Here is a 21232-nt window from a genome sequence, read left to right on the forward strand (position 1 = left end):
GCTTGTTCGTCGCTTGTTCGTCGCTAGTACTACCCTTGTTATACCCGAGGATAACCGGACCTACCAGTTGAAAAAAGTCTTTCAACTGGTAGGATTTTAACATTATGATTTAAAGCTCTTTATGAACCGGTGCAGGAGTACCGGATATACATCATACAGCAGGATGGTCATCAGTACAAGTGGAATCACATAGAACGTAGCCATTCCGATATTATTGAACATCCATCCACCCAGTATACCTCCGATAATAAATGAGCCAAGGACGGTGAGCCTGATATAGATCTTCTCGATCAGCGTACGTGTCGTTTCGGCATTCGGATGCACCAGGTCTGACAGTTCAGCTGCCAGGTCCGTAACCATACCTGTCAGGTGGGAGGTTTTGATCAATCCACCCGAGATTCTGGACACCAATCCATTTTGCAGACCCATACAGAATAATACTGCGCCCGTTATAGCCTCGCGCTGAAACTCGCTTCCGTTATAGACGTCATTACCATATAACGCTACGCCAAGGAGGATGATAATCTCCAGTACAATCGGGGCTCCATGAGCGAAATAGGTACTTTTATAGTCCAGTGATTTGACAATGAAGTTGGATACAAAAGCACCAAAAAAGAACATAAACAGCCAATAGGCGACGGTATATACCTCTGAAAGATTCTTTTCTGTTATTTTTCCTGCGAGGGTGGCCACGTGACCTGTGATATTGGAGACAAAAGACAGAAATGCCAGTACGCCTACGACATTCGTCATACCGGCTACTGACGCTGTGGAGGATGCCAGCATCAGATTTTTTTTGAGGCTTCGTTGCCCCGAGACTTCTCTTAACATAGAAAACTTTCTGTGGTTGATAAGTGGTTGATAAGTGGTTGATAAGTTGTTGTTGCTTCAGACAATAGTAATGCCAGTAATTTTCCTGTATCTTTAATTCACGGACACGCCAAGTCACGTTCCTGATACTATGAGCAGTAATGTCAATGAGTCAATTTCCTCCAATCATCACGATAGGCAAAATACAGGTACCGCAGATGCGGTATGGCTGGAAATGTTGGTACAATACCAACTGGAAGTTATGGAAATGTTGGGAGCAAACATTCCCCGGCAGGAAATACTCCACCACATTTGTGCATGGGCTTACGGTCTGGAGGAGGGGCTGCGCATCAGTATTGCTATAACTGCACCGGCATATGAACAGCCGGATAATACTACCTGTCAGGTTGCGCTTACAGGAAAACAAGGTAACATCCTCGGATATTTAAATATTACCAATCATTCCGGCAAACAACTATCAGCCGGCGCTGAACATTTTTTTCAGTTGCTGGCGCGAATGATTGTCCGGGTGATGGAATATCCGCAGGGCGGACAATCAGAAGGTACAATCCCGACTTACACCAGTAATAAAGAGGATGAAATTGCAGCACAACGGGAAAACTTCTATCAGCTGCTGATGGATACGCCGGCAGTTATTGCCGTATTGAGTGGCCCCCAACATGTGTATATACTGGCGAATAAGCTATATATGCAGACAATAGGTTCCGACCGGCAGATAATAGGCAAGCCTATAAGGGAAGCCCTGCCCGAACTGGCAGATCAGGGCATTTATCAGCTGCTGGATGAGGTATACCGTACCGGCGAACCTTTTATTGGTTATGAGATAGAAGTAGGACTGGACAAAACCGGATCCGGAGAAAGGGAGCCTGTATTCTTCAACTTTGTATATCAGCCTATCAAAGATGCTGAAGATAGGGTGTTCCAGATACTGGTGCACGCGATGGATGTGACCCAGTCAGTGCTGCAACGGCGAAGTGCAGAGAAAAGTGAACAACAGTTTAAAAGCTTTGTGGCTAATTCACCGACACCGATTGGTATATACGTTGGTAAAGAACTGCGGATACAAACCGTTAACGACGCTATTTTACAGGCCTGGGAAAAAGATGATTCCGTGGTAGGAAAGACTTTCAGGGAGGCACTACCTGAACTGGAAGGACAACCCTTCTTCCAGATCCTGGACAGGGTGTATGACACCGGAGAGACCTATGAAGCGGTGGAAGAAAAAGTGATGCTGATGAGAGATGGCGTGCTGACACCTACCTACTATAACTTTACCTATAAGGCGCTCAGGAATGAGCAGGGTGAGATCTATGCGGTAATGAATACCGCCATGGAAGTAACTGAGCAGGTAAAGGCCAAACAGCGCCTGGCAGAGGCAGAAGAAAATCTCCGGAATGCCATGGAAGTAGCCAAGCTGGGAGACTGGAAAATAGACCTCCAGACACGTACAACCATGCTTTCTGAACGTATACAGCAATGGTTCGGGACCTTGCCGGGCGAGACGATTACCGTTGAGCAGGCCACCGCCTGCATAACAGATCCGGGCGTAGTTACCTCCGCTTTGGAGCGGGCCTTACAGCCGGGATCGGACGGTATTGTTGATATAGAATACGGAATTACAAATTTCCGTACCGGCGAACAGCGCATTATGCACACTTCCGGTAAAGTATTTCTGGACAGATCCGGGCAGCCATATATGATCGTAGGGATCTCTCAGGATATCACCGAACAGCGAAAACTGCAACACGACCTGGAACATAAGGTAAATGAAAGAACACGTGCACTCAGTATTGCCAACAGTGAATTGAAAGAAGCCAATAAGAACCTGGAGAAGGTCAATAATAACCTGGAGCAGTATGCCTATGTGACCAGTCATGATCTGCAGGAACCACTAAGGAAGATCAAGATCTTTTCAGACATCCTGCAGAACCGGGCAGATACTACGCCGGATAATTTTACCCGGAAATACCTGGATAAAATTGACGCATCTGTGAACAGGATGATGGCACTGATTACTGACCTGCTGAATTTCTCCCGGTTGGATAAAACAAACAATACCTTCGTACCAACGGATATCAATGCAATTATAGAAGATGTTGCAGAAGATTTTGAATTGGCTATCAAAGAAAAAAAGGTAAATTTACATATCTCACCACTGCAGGAGATAGCAGCCGTTCCCCTGCAAATACGGCAACTTTTCTTCAACCTCATCGGTAATGCTATTAAGTTCTCCCGGCAGCATGTCACTCCAGAGATCCATATTACGGGACGCCCGGTCTCTACAGCAGAAATTTCTACTTATCCGCAACTGAACGCTTCATGGAGCTGGTATGAAATAACTGTCAGCGATAATGGCATCGGCTTCGAGCAACGCCATGCAGAAAAGATCTTTACCATATTTCAGCGCCTGCATACGCGCGAGGTGTATTCCGGTACCGGTATCGGACTGGCCTTGTGTGAAAAGGTAGTCAGCAATCACCAGGGGAAAATCTATGCACGCGGCATTGTAAATGAAGGCGCCAGCTTCCACATCCTGCTGCCTGTCCACAGATAGGCACATTGGGATTTCCCGATATGATTAAATAACTTTACACACTCAAATTCTGATTGAATGGAAGCTCAAATGACCACCCGGCGGTACTGGACCCTTATTTTAATATTGGGAACGATGACTGCTTTAGGGCCATTTTCTATAGACATGTATCTATCCGGTTATCAGGCGATAGCCGAAGATCTGCATACGACCACCGCTAGGATCGGACTTTCCCTGGCGAGTTATTTTATTGGAATATCTGCCGGACAGCTGTTATACGGACCGCTGCTGGACCGTTTTGGCCGAAAAAAGCCACTGTACGTAGGGCTTGTTATATATATCATCGCCTCTGCAGGATGTATTGGTGCCAGAACGCTGGATGCATTTGTGGCATTACGGTTTATACAGGCCATCGGCAGTTGCGCAGCTGCGGTAGCATCTGTGGCTATGGTACGTGACCTGTTCCCGATAAAAGATAGCGCGAAAGTGTTTGCACTACTGATGCTGGTAGTAGGTGCATCGCCTATGCTGGCACCTACAATTGGTGGTTATATCACCACCGCCTTCAACTGGCAAGCCATATTTATTGTACTGGGAGGAATGGGATTACTGCTGATGATCGCCTGCTTTTTCTTTCTGCCTGAAAGTCATCAGCCGGATACTTCAATGTCACTGAAACCGGGACCAATTATCAGCGGATTCTGGGCTGTGATGCGGGAACCACAATTTTATACCTATGCATTGACAGGTGCCTTTGCTTTCTCTGGCTTGTTTGTATACGTGTCTTCGTCTCCGGTTGTATTCATGGATATCTTCCATGTATCAGAAAGGCATTTCGGGTGGATATTCGCAGGATTGTCTGTAGGATTTATCGGGTCCAGCCAGTTAAACAGTCTGACGTTACGTTACTTCCGCAGTGAGCAGATTATCCGTATTGCGCTGGTTACGCAGGCCGCACTGGGTATCATATTCTTCCTGGGTACTTACCTGGGTTGGTTCGGACTGACTGGTACCATCATTATGCTGTTTCTTTTCCTGAGCTGCCTCGGATTTGCCAATCCGAATGCATCTGCACTCAGTATCGCACCTTTTAAGAAGAATGCCGGTACAGCAGCCGCACTGATGGGCGCATTACAGATGGGAATCGGTGGCCTGGCATCTACCGTAGCCAGTTTATTTGATGTGACATCCGCAGTACCTATGACTATGCTGATGGCTGCAACAGCTATCCTGTCAGTCACCGCGTTGTTTGTAGGCGGATTGCGTATTACCAATCCTGTTTTCCTGCATGATGGCGCAGACACAGCGGTGTTGCATTAACGGTAAATTTTCCAGATATAACTATACATGAACGGCCATGATGATATGGCCGTTCTTTTTTATCTTAGCCCCAGCCAGATATCCTATGAAAAATTACTGCTTATTCCTGCTCGCTATCATCAGTATACATTGTAACCGGCATTCTGCTAATAAGAATTTCGACCTGCGTATCAATGTTGATATAGGGAACTATAAGTATGCCAGTCACCTGGTAACGGAAGAAGAGTTTCATGTACTTAAAGTACGTGCTGCCGAGATATGGGAACAGCAGCTATCCGCCATTTATTCTTCATCCGCAGCAGCAGAACAGCCCATCAGCGAACTTTCTCCCGCAAGATATACGATACCGGAGTATATCAATATCGTGAATGACATGGAGACGTTCAGGAAGAAGCTGATTCCGCCAGGCGAGTACCTGAAGAAGACCGCAATATCGCAGGAAGTAGCTATACTCACACACAATAAGGTATTCGCGCCATTGTCTAATGAATGCCTGGGAGAACCGGTGAATTACACGAATCTTATCATGACAGCTATGCTGGATATACTGGCAGATAATCAGATTCAGCTGGAGATTTTTCATGGGTTTAAGCAAGTATCTGACCGGGAGATTAAGTACACTATCTATGCTAAACTGGACAATACATTACATACCGTTACCTTTTCGAATACCAGCGGTTGTACCCCTGATAATCATGCTATTTATCTGTTACTGAATAAAGTATTGATGGCATCAGCGTATAAGGAGCGGCTGGTGAAGTACAGTGATCATACGAGCCTGGTATTCGTGCAGCCTGCAAGGTACGAGCGGCTGGAAAGAAGGCTGGCGCAACCCTGAAACTAGCGCCCCTCACTGCTGTCAGGTGATTGTATTTTTCTTTACATTCACATTTCAAATAGTTGACCATGTCAGTAACCGGTACTCCCGTAGCCTTACTTTATCAGGCGCAGCAACCACCAGCCAGGAATGGCATTTTAAAGCCCATGAAACCCGGGGGCTACTCAGACAGCGGCGCAGACATTGCCTATGCACTTAGGGAAAAACAGGTACCGGTCAGCACTCCTGCTATCCATCCCCAGTTAACTATCGATCTGGACTGGGTATTTCCGGATACTGAAGCGGGTATACGCCATGCACTTGCCAAAGGTGCACAGGTCTTATGGCTGAATACGATTCTGTACAACGGGCACCCTGTAGAAGCTTTTCTGAAGAAAGGTATTGCAGCGGTGGGGCAGCTGCCACGCAATACTGATCTGTATGACGACAAATGGACAACCAATAAACTCTTACAAAGAAATAACCTGCCTATTCCTCCGGCAATATTGATCAATAAGGATAATCTGCATGACTACCAGTTGAACTTTCCGTTTCCGGCAGTGGCAAAACCGATAAGGGGCAGGGGTAGTGAAGGCGTAAAAGTAGTATATAGGCAGACGGAATTGGATGAGATACTGGACGAGATGTTTTCAGCGGATAAATTTGGTAGTGCGGTATATGTAGAGAAGTATCTTCCGGGTAAAGAAGTAACGATCACCGTGATGCCGCCGGGTAAATATGTAATCAAGGGAGTGTGCCAGGAAAAGATCAATTACTGGAGTCTACCACCGGTAGAACGATTCAATCATGAGGAGGGCGTAGCGCCTTATAATGGTACTGTAGCTGTTGTTAATAACAGTAAAGTGATGGAGGATGATGTACTGCAATCGCAGGCGGTGATTACCTTATGCAAACAATGTGAATCTGCGGCAGCTTTGGTAGGAGCAAGAGCACCTGTAAGAATTGACTGTCGCCAAGATGAGCAGGGACGCTATTTCCTGTTTGATCTGAATATGAAACCGAATATGACTGGCGCTTCACGCCCGCATAGAATGGATCAGGACAGCTTGTCGGCACTGGCAGCCCGCAGAATAGGCTGGTCATTTCCTGACCTGCTTGAGAACATGCTGCGGCAACAGTGGCGGTTTATCAAGGTATAATTACCTGGCAACGCTCAGCACTGCCTGTTGCTGCGGCATGTCAACAATCGTTGTTTTGCGCAGTTTCCTGTACAAGGCGGCCAAGTCCTGCAGTGCTAGTTCCTGTATATTTCTGAAGCTTTCGCGGTGGGCTTCCCTGGTTGTTTCCAATATGTGATAGTAATGGCGGATGTTACGGAAGGCCATCAATAATAGCTTGGAGGTAAGCATATCTTTTTCACCCCGCTGATTTTCCAGGTGTCTGGCGGTCAGCAAGGTTCCGGCAGTCATCAGCGCCATTCTAAGTTCGAATAGACTACTTTTATCCTGATACTGAAGCGCTTCCAGCTGGGTTCTTATCTGTAATAATTCGTACATATATATATTGATTAAAAGTAATTTCAAATATTACACCAATACACACATATGTACTAATAATACCAAATAATTGTAAAATAGTTACCCAGACAGATAAAATAATATCATAATTAGAGGTTTTTCTAGCTCCACAGTTGTCTACAAACAGCTACGCAGTGTTGCGGCTACCTTATCCTTAGCTTTTCCAGCATTGCCTCGCTAAGGCTGTCGGCAGAGGGGCCATAAGCAGTTACCAGTACTCCTTTCATGCCATTATTAGACTCAATAGCGTAGACCGCAGCTTCATCAGAGGGGTCGGTATTGCCCTCGTACCGGTATACTTCTACGATATTAAAATCTTGTAATGCGAGCTTGCTGCCCGGACAAACGAGGTAGTTACCCTCCAGGTTGAAATCAACAGTAAATCCCTGGCCTTTCAGGGTATTGATTGCATTGGCGACGGTATCATAATGGTGCTCCATGTGAGATAATAATTAGCAGTGAATAATAGGGAGGCAGGAAGTGCTACTGACTGTCGCCGTTGTTCCATCAAAGCAATGAGAACATACTGGCTTCAGGAAGTGTTACTTCACTGATCCCTGTTTGAGTGAATGGATACTATTTAACGCTTCCGCGGCCTCTTTTCCAGTCGGCGCGGATTTTCATCAGCTTACTTATATAACCAATCAGAAACAACAGTTCGAGCCGGAATGGTGCAAATACATGTGAAGGGCCGAAGTAATCGTAGATAATAACAAATGAACATGTCAGAATACCTACCCATCCATCTACAAGTGCAATATCTACTCCCCAGTCTTTCTCAGCCAGAAGACCGTAAGAAGCGGCTCCTTTGAGTACATAAAGCGCTATGATGATAAACATGAGTATGGAGGTACGACTACTTGTAGTCAGTCCATACAATTGGAGGTGTGTATTAAGTCCGAAGAGGAACATTGAAGGATAAATAAAGAGGGCAAAGGCACCGGTCAGCAGAAAGATATAACTGAAAAACTTAAGCCACCAGGTCAGTAATTCCTTCCTTCGCGGTGTCATCAATTCTTCCAGGTCATTCAGTTGGTCGGCTATGATCGACTTATCATCCATATAAACGGGCTTGTGGGTTATACCAGCAAATATACGAAGCACTCACCTTCGGCCCCTATGAAAAAAGGACCGTTCCTGGACAGAAACGGCCATTAACAATCAAGCTCCACTGTATGAATAAAAGGAAGGATATATTTTTCCAGTCTTGTGATTCTGCATCAAGAGAGTAAGCAGTCTGTAGTCGATTGACGCCGGTTCATAGCCAAACACGGATTGTTGTATGTCCTATTATTTACTACGTCCGATTAAGCTATTGTCCGTTGATTGACGTGCTTTGCCATTTGAACAATTGTCTATCGGCTGCAGACTGCTGTTATCCCTTATAAGCTACTAGTTGCCGATTATCTTTACACTTATCCTGTCATTGTTTCCGCAGCTCTTCTGCTCATGTATTCCTGTCTGTTTCTTCTTGTTTATTCGCTTGCTGAATCTGATACAAAACTACTTACACAGTGCTCGAAAGTCAATTGCCCAATCAACTCTTCTGTTGTACTTTTTATGGAGAACTTTATAAGGTGTGTCTTTTTACGATGCCGAGCTTTTTCATCTTGGAGGCCAGGGTAGACGGGGGCAGGTTGAGTAGCTCTGCGGCTCCGCCCGGACCGGATATTTTGTGATTACACTTCTTCAGGACGGTCAGGATGTGTTCTCTTTCTAATTCTACGATTGTTTTAATGTCTGAAGTAGCTGGCATTACTGAACTGTCCCGCTTTGTATTGGCCGGCAGTGCTACATCCTTTATTATATTTTCTCTTGCCAGCAATACGCTTCTTTCTATAAGGTTTTGCAGTTCGCGTACATTGCCTGGCCAGTTGTAGTCTATCAGTTGTTTCAATGCGACGGGCGACATACCTGATACGCCTTTATTGCTGGCGGCAGCATACAACCTGATAAAGTGATTGACGAGCAAAGGTATATCCTCCCGGCGCTCGCGCAGTGCAGAGAGCATGATAGGGAAGACATGTAATCTGTAGTAGAGATCGAGGCGGAATCGGCCTTCTGCGATTTCCTTTTCAAGGTTCCGGTTGGTAGCGGCAATGATACGTACATTCACTTTAATGGGGCCATGTCCACCGATACGTTCTATTTCCTTCTCCTGCAATACCCTTAACAGCTTCACCTGCAAATCGGCCGGCATATCCCCAATCTCGTCGAGGAAGATAGTACCACCGTCAGCACGTTCAAACTTACCGATGCGTCGTTCCAGTGCACCAGTGAAAGCGCCTTTCTCATGACCAAAAAGCTCTGACTCTATCAGGTGAGTAGGCAACGCAGCACAATTCACTTTCACAAACGGCTTAGCCTTGCGGGCAGAGAGGTTATGCACACAATTGGCCACACCTTCTTTGCCCGTACCTGTTTCTCCCAGTACAAGCACAGAGGTATCCAGCGGCGCTACCTGGCGTATCAGTTCAAATACCTGCTGCATAGCGGGACTCTCACCAATGATTCCCTCAAAGTTGGGTATAGGCGGCGTAGCCGGTAAGGCGGGCAATTTGATGCGTTGTGCAGCAGTGGCGCTACCCGGAGTGACCTTCAGCACCCGGTGATGCTCATAGCGGTAACGGGCAATATCCAGCGTGACCAGCAGGTCCTTTTCCCTGAAAGGCTTTACTATGAAACCATAGGGCTGGGTTACCTTGGCTGCTTCCAGCACCTGGCGGTTGCAATTGGCCGAAAGATATACAAAGGGTATGTTATGCTTATTCAGTTCTACGGCCAGATCAATACCCGTCTGATCGCCTTTCAGGTAAATATCCAGCAGCACCAGATCGGGCCTGTCGGCGGCAATCATCTCCTGCGCACGGTGTACAGAGCGTGCTATACCCGACACCTTGTATCCTGCTCTCTCCAGCGTAAGCCTTATATCACCTGCGACAATCAGCTCGTCCTCTACGATCATGATCTTTTCTTCCATACGAAGCAGTTTGTTTTACTGTTATTAGTAAGTCAGGAGCTATAGTCCTGATATGTTGTGGTTTTAATATCCATACGGCGGTCAGGCCATCCTGATTCATTACAGCGCGGCGGCCTTCCTGTCATTCCGTAAGGGCTTGTATCCCTGTTATAGCGCTCATCTCTGGTAAGGCACTATCCTGTACGCCGGCTGCTGCTGACTGTTACCTGTGGCCGGCATTTGGAAGATGCCGTTGACCATAGTCAGTGCTTGTAATGTTCAAGCTGCATTCTCCAACCTACTGAGAATACATGCTACAATACATAAGCTTCATGCTATGCATAAACCTGACGCTTATCAGCGGTCTGGCGACACGACCGGGTAGGTCGTCTTACTGCACCAACCTGCAGCATTGTTCCTGTTACTGCAAAGGTAAGGCACGGTTTATACTTTCAACCATCCTGCTTTCCGTCACACATAATCCGCCATCTGTTGTTCCGGTTTAACCTGTAGCGTTCCGGCAGGCTTGTTTTCATGCTTAAACCTGACGGTAACAACTACGCCATTACGGCTCTCGATATTCAGTACACCTTCCAGCTGTTCGCTCAGCATGTGCATCAGCATTAATCCCATAGACCGCTTTTCAGGAGCGTGTTCACTATCTGTAAATCCTTTGCCGTTATCGGCAACGATCAGTGTCAGCTGGTCTGTGCCGGTTTGCTGCAACGAAACGATGATAGTACCATAGCCGGTAAATGCGTATTTCATCGCGTTGGTAATGGCCTCATTCAGGATCAGCCCTAACGGCACGGCCTGAGATACATCCATCGCAACGGGCGCTATCTGGAGGTCCAGATGGATCCTGTTGCTGCCAGAGAACGTATCTCTGAGGATGATGGCCAGGTCCTGGATATATACAGGCATGTCTATCAGGGCGGTATTGTCTGACTGATATAGCTTCTGGTGAATGAGGGAGATTGTATGCATGCGGGAACGGCTTTCCCGGATCGCGTTCAGTGCATCCCGGTCATGCAGGAAAGCGGCTTGCGTATTCAGGAGGCTCATGACTATCTGTAAGTTATTCTTTACACGATGATGGATCTCTTTCAGCAGCCATTCCTTTTCTGACAGCAGCTTGTGTTGTGAACTGATCAGCTTTTGCAAGGCGAGGTTCTGCTGATTGATCTCGTCCTGCTGTGCCTTCAGCTGGTGGTTATGACGCAGTTTAAGCCGGTACTGGCTGTATCCCAGCAGGAGCAACAGCACCAGCATAACGGTACCTATGATGATGACATTTCTGGTAAACATGGCTTTATGCAGGGCAGCCTGTTGCAACTGCCCTTCTCTGGTAAGCAGTTCTATATTCTGCTGCTTCAGCCGAAGAGTATGATCTTTTTGTTCGGTATCAAACTGTATCTGCAATTGATTGATCTGCCGGCTTTTTGTGATACTGAACAATGAGTCGTTATATATCTTATACAGTTGGTAATGCTGCAGTGCATCCTGGAAGTTGCCGAGGGCCGAGTCTGCTTTGAACCAGTACATATAACTGCCTACCAACACGCTGAGGTGGCCTTGTTTAGCAGCTATTCTGGCCATGGCTGCTGCATAGTCACGCGCTTTACCATATTCATTGACGGCAATGTAGTATTTGATAAGGGGCCCATTAACATGTTCCAGCATGGGGTCTTCCCTTTCCAGCGTGCTGCCTAAAGTCTCCAGCTGCTGTGCATAAGGGCGAACCTGTGCCAGTTCCCGTAGCATGACATAGCAATCGAGTATGCTGGAATACACCCATATCTTCGTATCCAGGCGTTGTGGGGGATAGCGGCGTTCGACGTCTTTGAGGAGGCGCAGGGCACTTTCTACTTTGTTAATCTTGAGTGCAGAATGGGCAAAGTTGCAGGCAAGTATCTGTATAGAGATAGTATCTTTCAGCTTTACGGCCACATGCCAGGCTTTCTGATAGTATTTCAGCGATTCTTCTATATGCCCCATATCAAAGTAAGTCATGCCCAACCTATTATAGGTAGCGCATAACTGTTCACTGCTGTCTTTCAATGTCTCAGCAGTACGCACTGACAACAGTCCGTATTTCAATGCGTTGTTATGGTCGCCGAGCTGATTATAGGCAACTCCCAGCAGATCATATACGCCTTGCAGCGATTTAACGCCTGATTCCTGATACAGGCTTAACGCCTGTAACAACACTACCTTTGCCTCCTGTAAGTCGGGCAACAGGGTATAGTAGTCACCTAATGTATGCAGCGTCTGTGCCTGCTTCCGCTTCTGTCCGGCTTCGGCAAACAGCTTAGCTGCCAGTTTATGATTCCGGATCTTCTCCTGTAACTCTGCCTTAATATCTGTGCTGTAATAATGTGACAACTCCACATAGCTTTCTGCCAGCTCCTGCGTGCAATGCAGGCGGGTAAACAGAGCGACTGCCTTCTGTATATATACCTTTCCTTTCTTAGGATTTGACTGTTCCCGGTAAATGGCTGACAGCAGCAAACAGCTATTGGCTTCCCATGCCTGATCTTTTGCCTGAATGCCTGCTTTCAGTATCTGCTGTGCAATAAGCATGGCGCTATCCATATCGCTTTGCAGACTGCCTGGCCGTAATATAAATGCATTTGCTGCCTGTTTCAGGATACGGACATCTGCTGTATCAGGAGATACTTTAGTTAGTAATTGCTGCAGCATGGCATGCGGCGGCGGCGACTGCTCCTGGGCATTGCAGACGAAAATACACGCGATTATACAATAGCAAAGCATTAATAGCCTTGTCATACACTGAATACTTTTAATAAAACTTATCCCAACTCCTGAGGTCTTACTTTTAATGTTGTCTCTATATCAAGCTACGTACAGCTGGTTAGCATAGTAATTTTCAAAAGAAATGGTTTGTCTTTAAGAAGTTGAGATGAAAATACAATATTTTTCTTGTCTTTTTTCAGTCTTTACAGACTGCCATGCATAATTGTTAATCTGACATAAACGCATACAGCAAAGGATATACACGCATGTTATTGTATATAACTGCCTGGCTGACGCTTCTGTTCAGATATGTTATTGCAGTTATCCTAAGGTTTCCATACAGCAGTATCAATAGTAGCTATCTGCTGTTTTTACAGTGCCTGCTGCATGGGGCTGGCCGGCCTCGTCATAGTTGAAGGTAATTGTTACCTGTACACCATCTTTATGTTGGATATCTATTTTACCGTCGAGCTGTTCACTTAATGTATGCATCAGGGTCATGCCCATGGATTTCCTGTTACCACGACTTTCGTTGATAGTAAAGCCCTGACCATTATCTGCAATGATGAGCATTAACTGGTTGTTATCGCAGCGTTGCAGCGCAATAGTGATAGTACCATGCCCGGTAAATGCATACTTGATAGCATTGGTAATCGCTTCATTCAGTATCAGGCCGATAGGTACAGCCTGGGAAACGTCGAGGTGTACCGGAGCAACCTGCACATCAAACCGGATTTTGCTGCTAACAGAAAACCCGTCGCGCAGATTACTAACCAGGTCGTGTATATATACGGGCATGTCAATCAGTTCCATGTTCTCTGACTGGTACAGCTTCTGATGGATAAGAGAGATTGCCTGCATACGGAAGCGGCTTTCCCGGATAGCAGTGAGTGCATCTGCATCATTCAGGAAGGCGGCCTGTGTATTGAGCAGGCTCATTACTATCTGCAGGTTATTCTTCACTCTATGATGGATCTCTTTCATCAGCCACTCTTTTTCTTCCAGCAGCTTATGCTGTGAAGAGATGAGCGCCTGGAGGGAATGGTTTTGCTGATTGATCTCGTCCTGTTGCTGCTTCAGCTGCCGGTTATTGCGTAGCCTCAGCTGATAGCGGTTGTAGCCTAGTAACAGCAGCAGTATGAGCATCACGGCTCCGGCGATGATGACGTTGCGGGTTAAACGGGTACGCTTCAATTCAGCTTTTTGCAGCTGTCCGTCTCTCGTTAGCAGTTCGATGCTTTGCTGTTTCATCTTCAGCGCATTATCTTTCTGCTCCGTATCAAATTTGACCTGCAGCTGGTTGATCTGGTTGGATTTCCGCTGACTGAACAATGAGTCGCTATATAGCTTATAGTCCTGGAAATGCTTAATAGCAGCAGGATAGTTGCCCATCACAGAATCTACCTTATACCACATTTTGTAATTGCGGGACATTTCAGCAAGCATACTATACTTCCTGGTGATATGCTCTATATTCTCACACGCCTTCAGAGCCTTCTCATACTGCCTGGTATCGAAATAAAAGGTTGCTACCGGCGTCAGTGCATAAAACCTGGATATATCTTCATAGCCGGTATTTCTGATTAGCTCTTCCAGCTTCCGCACATAGGGAATGGCACCGGTGGTATTGTTGAAAGAGAGGTAGGCGTGGACCATTGCAGCATACATTGTACGCAGGGTACTGCCCTTTGCAGGAGGGAAATCTGCCTCCATTCCTTTGAGTATTCTGAGCGCTTCCCGCCCGTTCTTCATCCGGATATTAGAGTTGGCGGTATTAGCGGCGATGTACTGCATAGAGACAGTATCTTTCAGCCTGGAAGCAATGAAGAAGGCTTTATTGAAAGCATCTACCGACTTGGTAAATTCTTCCATCTCGTAATACAGCATACCCAACCCATTATAGCATGTAGACAAGGCCTGCGTTGTATCGCGGAGCGCCTCTATTTCTTTCAGTGCCAGCAGGTTATACTCCAGCGCTTTATTATGCTCTCCTGTAACCTTATAGGCAAAACCCAGGAGGTCGTAAGCCCTGCCAGGCTTTTTATAACCAATGCGCTTATAGATAGCTTCTGCCTGATGTAATAACCTGATAGCCTTATACATATCGGGTACACCGATGACATAGTCAGCCAGCAGGACCAGCGTTTCTGCCTGTTTAAGGTCACTACCGGCTTTGCCGTATAGGGCTACGGCCTTTTCCTGGTAGCTGATAGCCTCGGGCAGGTATTCTTCATCTTCGTAAGAGATGTACCTGGATAATTCAACATAGGCGTCTCCCAGCTGCTCGTCCTGGCCGGCATGTTCAAACATCTTCCTGGCCTTTTCTGCATAGTCACGGCCTCTGGTCTTCTCGTCTGTTTCCCTATAAATCTGGGAATAGATCATACAGGCAGCTCCCTGCCATTTTTCAATCCGCTGTGTGATACCTGACTTAAGTATCCTGTTAGCGCATAAGCGTGCACTATCTATATCCTGTTGCTGTATTCCTGGCCGGTTGATGTAGTGTTGGCCCCAGTCTGAAAGTATCTTAATATCTTCTTCGTTCAGCTTATCTTTTACTAACAATACATTTAGCGCTGCATGTTCGGTTGGTGGCATTTCCTGTGCCGGACATGGCAGGACGTAAAATATCACACAACAGATCAGCAACAATAACCTGTTCATAAATCTTATTTTAGTATATCTCTCCCGGTTGGCAGCATTGCTCTAACTGCACAAAGGCTTGTTTTCCTCTGTTCACTGGTGTTTGCATGATGTAAATCCGGTATAATAATCGCCGGCATAGTCGGTTGAAATCTGCGTAAAAGTACGTCTTTTTCCACTATCTATCAACGCATAAGGGCCCGATCAGCTCAATTGCTGCGGAAACGATACCTGTACAGAAATCCCCTCCCGGGAAAGGATATGCAAGACCCCTTCCAGTTGTTCGGAGAGTGTCTCCATCAACCGGATGCCCATAGCACCATTCGCAGCTATATCGAATCCCGCAGGGAACCCCGCGCCGTTGTCAGCAATGGTCAGCAGCAGATGGGCATGTGACGTATACTGCAACGAAATACTGACCGTACCATTGTCCTGTTGTCTGAAAGCATATTTAATAGCATTTGTCAGTGCTTCATTCAGAATCAGCGCTACGGGCACGGCCTGTGAGACATCAAGTTTTACCGGAGCGATATCCAGGTCAAAGTAGATGTGCTGCAATCCCCCGAAATCATCGTTCAGATAGGCGGTATGCTCGCGGATATAAGTCTGCATATCAATCAGGGCCATGTTTCCCGGCAGGTAAAGCTTCTGGTGAATCAACGAAATAGCCTGCATACGGTACCGGCTTTCACTGATTGCTTCCAGAGCATCCGCATCATTCAGGTAGGCCGCCTGCGTATTCAGGAGGCTCATAACTATCTGAAGGTTATTCCTGACGCGGTGATGTATCTCTTTGACAAGCCACTCTTTCTCTTCCAGCAGCTTATCCTGCGTAACGATCAACTGTTGTAAGGATTGGTTCTGCTGGAAGATCTCGTCCTGCTTTACCTGGAGCTTCCTGTTACTTTCCTGTTTCAGCTGGTAGCGGTTGTAACTTAATATCAGCAGTAACAACAGCATAAAAGCGCCGAAGATGATAATGTTCCGTGTGAGCATAGCCTCTTTCAATGCCGCACGTTGTAGCAGCCCTTCACGGGTAAGCAATTCTATATTCTGTTGTTTCAGTGTGATGTCTTTGTCCTTCTGATCGAAATCATATTGCACTTGCAATCTCGCTATTTCACCGGCTTTTGACACTTTAAACATCGAGTCATTGACTACCTTATAAGCCTTAAAATGTTTAATAGCGGCAGCATAATTTCCCAGGGCAGAGTCGGCGCGGTACCAGCAAAGGTAGTTAAGCGACATGGCATTGATCTGGCCTATCCGCTGACAAACATCCGCCTGCAAGGCGCAATATTTTACTGCCTTTTCATACTGTGCTGTGTTAAGATAATAACGTACAAGTGTACCGTAGATGGAAGTCTGGTAATAGTTGTACTTAGACATCTTAGCAGAGAGTGCAAGCAGTCCGGGGATGAACGTAGCCGCCTTATCATACTGTTTCATCTGTACGTAGCATTTCACCATATTGGTGGATATCCAGATCTGATCTTTGGAGACAGGATCCCGGTAGAGGGAGATCACCTTGTGCATCAGGTCCAGCGCCTTTTCTGGTTCATTGTTCCTGAGATAGATAGGAACGAAGTTAGTACTGATAACAACAATAGAAGGCGTGTCATTGTACCTGGTAGCAATATTCAGCGACTTCATGGCACAATCAATGGCCTGTTTACAATCTCCGAGTTCATAGAGCGTAATACTGAGCCGGTTATAGATAGTGCATAACTGCATAGAGGTATCCCGTTGTTCTTCTGCAATACGAAGCGCTTGTAGTCCGTAGGTCAGTCCCAGGCTATAATCGCCTTTACCGGTGGCGATTGTACCAAGGAGGTCATACAGGCCCTGGATATCTTTGCGTCCCATCCTTTTATATAATGCGAGCGTCTTATTCAGGTTAAGGAGCGCTTCGTCATATTTCCCCCAGCAATGGTAGCAATCCCCCAGCATTTTAAGGGCATATGCTTCATCGGGCATATCGCCGGCATGGTGATATTGCTGAGCGGCCTTGCCGTACAACGATATCCTTTCTTTCAGTTCCGCCTCAATGTCTATATTGTAATAATTGGCCTGTTCCATCAACACATCGCCCAGGTCCTGTGGATAGTCCAGTTTAAGCAGCGTATGATGTGCATGTAAAATAGCGGCCATCCCTTTTTCGCGCATTCCTTTCTCCCGGTATGCTTTTGAATAGATAAAGCTGGAGCGTGCTTCCCAGCGGGGATGCTTTATACGGATATTATACAGCGTTGCCAGCTTAAGATACATCATGGTACTGTCCCAGTCAGCCGGAGCAATACCCGGACGGCCAACGAAGGCTTCTGCCAACAGCAGCGTCAGGCGGGTCTTTCCGGTGTCGGTATTACAGTCTGTAAGTGCTTGTTGCAATGCAGGAACAGGCAAATCGACGCGCTGAAAGGCCGTACAGGGGAGTATGCCCAGCAGCATGTAATGGAAGACCAGCAATAGCCTGTTCATAAATCAACATTTAAAATCCCTGCAGTCAAGGCGAAGTACAAGTATCCGACATTGTTTTAAATAATGTTTGCGGCAGCGATGATATGTACAAGAGAATCGATAATTGAGCCACGGGCAGGGCGTAAATGCCGTAGTAGCCCTGTGTACTACCTGTGGGCAGAGGGGGAAGGGTGATTAGTTACCGAGCCACAACAGCAGGTCCCGGGATTTCAGAAAGCCTGTATAATACTTCTGTACCTGGTAGGAGGTATCCAGTACCACCCAGGCAGGATAGGCAACAGGCGGCGGTATCAGCCTGGCTGCAAGTGCATGTATGCCCTGATTGCCCTGGCGTATAAAGGTATAGGTAGTATCATTCAAAGTGAGTGGAGTAGGATCTTCTGCATTTAACCGGATGAAATAGTACTTTTCATTGAGCAGTTGCTGCAGGGCCGGCGTTTTTCTGATCTGTATATCCTGCATTCTGCAATAGCTGCACCAGTCCGTATATATCTCAATTACAATCCGCCGGGGATGTGATTGCATACTATCCTGCAGCTGAGTAAAGGTAACCGGCCCTTGTTGCCCAAGGACCGGTATTGGCATCAGTATAAAGGATATCAAACATGTGATGAACAGCAGGCGGTTGATCATTGGTAGAGATTGAACCGCATTCCAAGAAATCCTCTTGCCCCTTGTAGTGGAGCATAGTTATATTCCGTATCGAAGGTGTATCCATTAGGATTATTCACCGGATCGTTGACATATTTATCAAATGGATCAAAAGCTCTCATCAGTGCGTATTTAGGCACGTAGTTCAACAGGTTTTTAACACCCCCGTACACTTCCCATCTTTTAGCAAACTTCTTAGTGATCTGCACATTCGCCAGCAGGAACCAGGGAGAGTAATCCGGTCTGAAGTCATTGTGTTGAACGGGTAATCGCATCGGGCCGTTCCAGTTACCGGTAAGGTCAATCCCGAAGTTGTGCGGGAAGCTATAGCCTATGGTAAATGTACCTGCCCATTCAGGCGCATATACCTGTCTGCTTCTCTGCGGGATACCGGCGGCATCTTCATCCACCTGGAATACATCGAGGTAGGTAAATCCCGCCAGGATCTTCAGCGGAAAGGCAAAGGAAGCGTCTACATTGACAGAAACACCCCGGGATACAGCGTGGCCGCGCAGATTATCGTAAATAATCTTATTAGGATCGGTGTCAAAATCACCGGTAATTTTATTGGTAAAATAGGAATAGAAGCCGGTAGCGTCAAGGTTCAGGAACGCGTTATTCATTGGAATCTTCAACACATAGTTCAGGTTAGCGTTGTATGACTTCTCCGGTTTCAGGGCTTCAGCAATCACCACCTGGCGGGAGCCTGTGAGTGCAGCATGATCTTCTGTAAAGAGATTCACGACGCGGAAGCCTGTTCCGAAGCTGGCACGCAGGGTATTGTCAGTATCAGGAGACCATTTATAAGCGATTCTGGGCGAGTGAATACTACCATGATATTTATCGTAATCATAGCGATATCCGAGCAGCAGTTTATGTTTGCCGGCGAGCGCCCATTCATCCTGGACAAACACACCTGGCAATGGTGTTTTAGCAGGCATATTGACTTTACCATCTTCGGAGAGTGTGCCGGGGGTATTATCATCATACCAGGTATAGCGGTAGGAGGCTCCCGTGAGCAGGTCGTGGTTTTTACCCAGCTTTTTATCCCAATAGACCTGTGCGAAACCTACATGCTGCTGGGCTTTATAAGGAGTGAAGCCGTAATAGGAATCTTGTTCATGGCGGTTGTAAGATACCTGAAGCAGGATTTTCTCTTTTACCGGCAGCTGGTACATACCGATAGCTTCCACGCGTTTGGTATAGATACTTTCACCATAGATGCTATCACTGCCGCGCCAGGATTTATTCCATCGCATATCGCCACCCCAGCGGTCTTCGTATACATATCTGGCGGCAATACTTGCCTGCCGGTTTTCTTTCCGCCGGAAGCTCCACTTGTTGAACACAGAAACCCTGTTTTGTACCGTGACGTCGGTAAATCCGTCCTTGTTATTATCTCTTGGGTGCTGGTAGTTAAAGTAGCTGATACCAGCGAGGCCCTGGGCGTTACCGGCTTTTATTTTCAACGCAGCATCCACGTTATATTCCCCCCAAGTGGTACCGTATATGTCAGCGCTTACCAGCGGAGCGTTCACCGGGTTTTTAGTAATAACATTCACCAGGCCACCCATTGCTTCAGAGCCGTACAGCGAGGAGCCAGGCCCTTTCACTACTTCAATACGTTCCACCATGCTCATAGGGATGCCACTGAGTCCGTAGACGGTAGACAATGCGCTGACGATAGGCATACCATCTATCAGGATCATGGTGTAGGGGCCTTCCATACCGTTGATATGGATATCGCCGGTATTGCAGACGTTACAGTTCATTTGTGGGCGAACACCATTCACCATACCGATTGATTCGAACAGGGAGGGTGAGGGGTTCTTCTGAAAGTATTTAGGCGTATAGACTTCTACAGGCACCGGACTTTCGGCACGGCTGACCGGTTTGAGGGTACCGGTAACGACAACATCATTGAGTTTGGTAACGTCTTGTTGCAATTTAATCTGGACATTGGTCGTACGGCCTGCCTGTATGGTCACCTTACGGGAGAAGGAGGAGTATCCGATAGCGGCGGCTTTGAGGGTGTAAGTACCGGGTTGTATGTTGGTAATATTGAAGTAGCCGGTAGTGTCGGTGGCTTTACCGTTTTTAATTTCTATGAGTACGACGCTGGCGGTAGGGAGTGGCTGACCGTCTGCGAGGACGTGGCCTGTCAGTGATCCGGTGGCGGATTGAGCTTTACTGTCCTGCGAAGCGGAGAGGACAACAAACGATGAAAGTATATATATTTTAATATAAGCTAAAGTAAAAATGCGGATCATTTCTTGTCATTATTTAGTCTTGTCTAAATTAATAGTTTAGACAAATCTAATTAATTATTTAAAAAGTTACACTGCTTAAGTTAATAAAATGAGAAAATTTGTGCGAAGGGAGGGTGATTTTAAGGAGAGCAGAGCCGGGGTGGGCGGAGAGCAGAGCCGGAGCGGGCGGAGAGCAGAGCCGGAGCGGGCGGAGAGCAGAGCCGGAGCGGGCAGAGAGCAGAGCCGGAGCGGGCAGAGAGCAGAGCCGGAGCGGGCGGAGTAAAGAGCCGGAGCGGGCGGAGTAAAGAGCCGGAGCGAGCGGAGGGCACAGCCGGAGCGGGCGGAGGGCACAGCCGGAGCGGGCGGAGGGCACAGCCGGAGCGGGCGGAGGGCACAGCCGGAGCGGGCGGAGGGCACAGCCGGAGCGGGCGGAGGGCACAGCCGGAGCGGGCGGAG

General features: G+C 47.1%; 14 protein-coding genes. 4 read left to right on the forward strand and 10 right to left on the reverse strand.

Annotation, left to right across the window (positions count from 1 at the left end; all coding sequences use genetic code 11):
* Nucleotides 1–102: 102 nt before the first annotated feature.
* A complete protein-coding gene (locus K1Y79_RS28085) occupies nucleotides 103–831 on the reverse strand; it encodes a YoaK family protein (protein ID WP_220253544.1) in 729 nt (242 codons plus the stop codon).
* Between the two features lie 130 nt (nucleotides 832–961).
* Between K1Y79_RS28085 and K1Y79_RS28090 the strand changes: the two genes are divergently transcribed.
* From K1Y79_RS28090 to K1Y79_RS28105, 4 genes are all read left to right on the forward strand, one after another.
* The gene (locus K1Y79_RS28090; RefSeq protein ID WP_220253545.1) at nucleotides 962–3385 is read left to right on the forward strand and encodes a PAS domain-containing sensor histidine kinase; all 2424 of its coding nucleotides are present in this window, start codon (nucleotides 962–964) and stop codon (nucleotides 3383–3385) included.
* Nucleotides 3386–3442: 57 nt separating this feature from the next.
* Complete coding sequence (locus tag K1Y79_RS28095; protein ID WP_236059894.1) at nucleotides 3443–4684, forward strand: multidrug effflux MFS transporter; 1242 nt, start codon at nucleotides 3443–3445, stop codon at nucleotides 4682–4684.
* Nucleotides 4685–4769: 85 nt separating this feature from the next.
* The gene (locus tag K1Y79_RS28100; RefSeq protein WP_220253546.1) at nucleotides 4770–5522 is read left to right on the forward strand and encodes a hypothetical protein; all 753 of its coding nucleotides are present in this window, start codon (nucleotides 4770–4772) and stop codon (nucleotides 5520–5522) included.
* 68 nt (nucleotides 5523–5590) lie between these two features.
* On the forward strand, nucleotides 5591–6661 hold the full coding sequence (locus K1Y79_RS28105; RefSeq protein ID WP_220253547.1) for an ATP-grasp domain-containing protein: 1071 nt from the start codon (nucleotides 5591–5593) through the stop codon (nucleotides 6659–6661).
* Here K1Y79_RS28105 and K1Y79_RS28110 read toward each other — a convergent pair whose 3' ends face one another.
* The 9 genes from K1Y79_RS28110 to K1Y79_RS28150 form a co-directional block, all read right to left on the reverse strand.
* Nucleotides 6662–7018, reverse strand: coding sequence for a hypothetical protein (locus K1Y79_RS28110; protein WP_220253548.1), 357 nt, complete (start codon nucleotides 7016–7018; stop codon nucleotides 6662–6664).
* Nucleotides 7019–7182: 164 nt separating this feature from the next.
* A complete protein-coding gene (locus tag K1Y79_RS28115) occupies nucleotides 7183–7479 on the reverse strand; it encodes a hypothetical protein (protein ID WP_220253549.1) in 297 nt (98 codons plus the stop codon).
* Between the two features lie 136 nt (nucleotides 7480–7615).
* Nucleotides 7616–8101 (reverse strand): hypothetical protein, encoded by a 486-nt coding sequence (locus K1Y79_RS28120; protein WP_220253550.1) that lies wholly within the window; start codon nucleotides 8099–8101, stop codon nucleotides 7616–7618.
* Between the two features lie 508 nt (nucleotides 8102–8609).
* Nucleotides 8610–10019: a sigma-54-dependent transcriptional regulator gene (locus K1Y79_RS28125; protein WP_220253551.1), complete on the reverse strand. Its 1410-nt coding sequence runs from the start codon at nucleotides 10017–10019 to the stop codon at nucleotides 8610–8612.
* Nucleotides 10020–10469: 450 nt separating this feature from the next.
* Nucleotides 10470–12788: a histidine kinase dimerization/phosphoacceptor domain -containing protein gene (locus K1Y79_RS28130; RefSeq protein ID WP_220253552.1), complete on the reverse strand. Its 2319-nt coding sequence runs from the start codon at nucleotides 12786–12788 to the stop codon at nucleotides 10470–10472.
* A 315-nt stretch (nucleotides 12789–13103) separates the two neighbouring features.
* On the reverse strand, nucleotides 13104–15419 hold the full coding sequence (locus tag K1Y79_RS28135; protein ID WP_220253553.1) for a histidine kinase dimerization/phosphoacceptor domain -containing protein: 2316 nt from the start codon (nucleotides 15417–15419) through the stop codon (nucleotides 13104–13106).
* Nucleotides 15420–15602: 183 nt separating this feature from the next.
* A complete protein-coding gene (locus K1Y79_RS28140; protein ID WP_220253554.1) occupies nucleotides 15603–17876 on the reverse strand; it encodes a tetratricopeptide repeat protein in 2274 nt (757 codons plus the stop codon).
* Nucleotides 17877–18050: 174 nt separating this feature from the next.
* A complete protein-coding gene (locus tag K1Y79_RS28145; protein ID WP_220253555.1) occupies nucleotides 18051–18461 on the reverse strand; it encodes a thioredoxin family protein in 411 nt (136 codons plus the stop codon).
* A 44-nt stretch (nucleotides 18462–18505) separates the two neighbouring features.
* A complete protein-coding gene (locus tag K1Y79_RS28150; RefSeq protein WP_220253556.1) occupies nucleotides 18506–20797 on the reverse strand; it encodes a TonB-dependent receptor in 2292 nt (763 codons plus the stop codon).
* Nucleotides 20798–21232: the final 435 nt, after the last annotated feature.

The sequence above is a fragment of the Chitinophaga rhizophila genome, from assembly GCF_019492185.1.
Classification (GTDB): domain Bacteria; phylum Bacteroidota; class Bacteroidia; order Chitinophagales; family Chitinophagaceae; genus Chitinophaga; species Chitinophaga rhizophila.